This is a genomic window from Natrinema soli (assembly GCF_028618695.1).
The window spans coordinates 1-1,305 of the sequence record NZ_JAQIVI010000759.1 but is presented as its reverse complement, the minus strand read 5'-3'; the positions used below and the strand labels follow the sequence as shown (position 1 = coordinate 1,305).

General features: G+C 68.9%; 1 protein-coding gene. It reads right to left on the bottom strand.

What is annotated here, in order from left to right; translation table 11 throughout:
- Positions 1-1,305, bottom strand: a 1,305-nt coding sequence (locus PGX04_RS31720) for a glycoside hydrolase family 3 N-terminal domain-containing protein (RefSeq protein ID WP_273742115.1), incomplete at both ends; no start/stop codon positions are given.

The window sequence follows — 1,305 nt, the reverse complement described above, 5'->3', positions numbered from 1 at the left end:
CGACGCGGAGGTCGTACTCGACTCCGTCCTCGAGGTCGACCGCGGTCCGGACGGTGTTTGGGCCGGCGAAGCCACCGCCCAGGTTCTCCGTCACGACGTCGCCGTCGACGAACAGGGTGCTCGCTCCCTGACTGGTGAGCGCGAGTCCGAACGAGCCCGATTCGGGTGCGGTCACCGTCCCCTCCCAGACGGCGGCCCCGGCGTCGCCGTCGAAGTCGACGACGGGGACCGATCCGGTTTCAGTCGGCTCGCCGTCGACGTCGTCGCCGTCGTAGTACTCGTACGCGAATCCGGCGTCGGCTTCGACGAGCGTTCGGCGGTCCGTTTCGACCACCGTTACGTCGACCTCTTTTCCGACGACGTCTGTGATACCGTCGACGGGACCGTTCCGACGGATGGCCGGGACGGCGTCGCTCCCGCCGACGCTGTTCTTGAACTCCGCCGGGGACGGCCCGACGAGCGCGATTTCGTCGATCTCGCTCTCGTCGAGCGGGAGGACGTCGTCCTCGTTTTGCAGGAGCACCGTCCCCTCCTCGGCCATCCGTTCGGCGAGTTCGAAGTGTTCGTCGGTGCCGCGGGCGGGCTCGCTCCCGATCCGGTCGCCCTCGAGCGCGCCGATTTCGGCCTGCGACGTCAGCGTGCGGCGAACCATCTCGTCGACGACGGACTCCTCGAGGTCCCCGTCCTCCACGGCCGCCGCCAGCGCCTCCCCGAAGTACTCCGCGCTCGGCATCTCCACGTCCAGTCCGGCCTCGGCGGCGTCGACCGTGCTGTGGGTGCCGCCCCAGTCCGAAACGACGAACCCGTCGAAGCCCCACTCGTCTCTGAGCACGTCGGTCAGTAGCTCGGGGTGTTCCGAGGAGAACGTTCCGTTGATCCGGTTGTACGCCGGCATGATCGCACCGGCGTTCCCCTCCGTGACGCCGGCCTCGAACGCCGGGAGGTAAATCTCGCGGAGCGCCCGCTCGCCGACGCGGACGTCGTGTTCCGACGTCGAATAGTAGTCGTAGACGTCGCCCGTCGCCCGCGTCTGGTTGTACGCGACGAAGTGTTTCAGCGTCGCGACGACCCCCTCGGACTGCACGGCGCCGGTGAACGCCGCGGCCATCCTCGAGGCGAGGTACGGGTCCTCGCCGTACGTCTCGCCGGCGCGGCTGTGCAGCGGGACCCTGAACGCGTCCATCGACGGTCCGAGGAGCACCGAGACGTCGAGGTCCTTCGCCTCGCGGGCGATCGCTCTCCCCTCCGATTCGATCAGCGTCGGATCGAACGTCGCCGCCGCCGCGATCGGATGCGGAAAGTCCG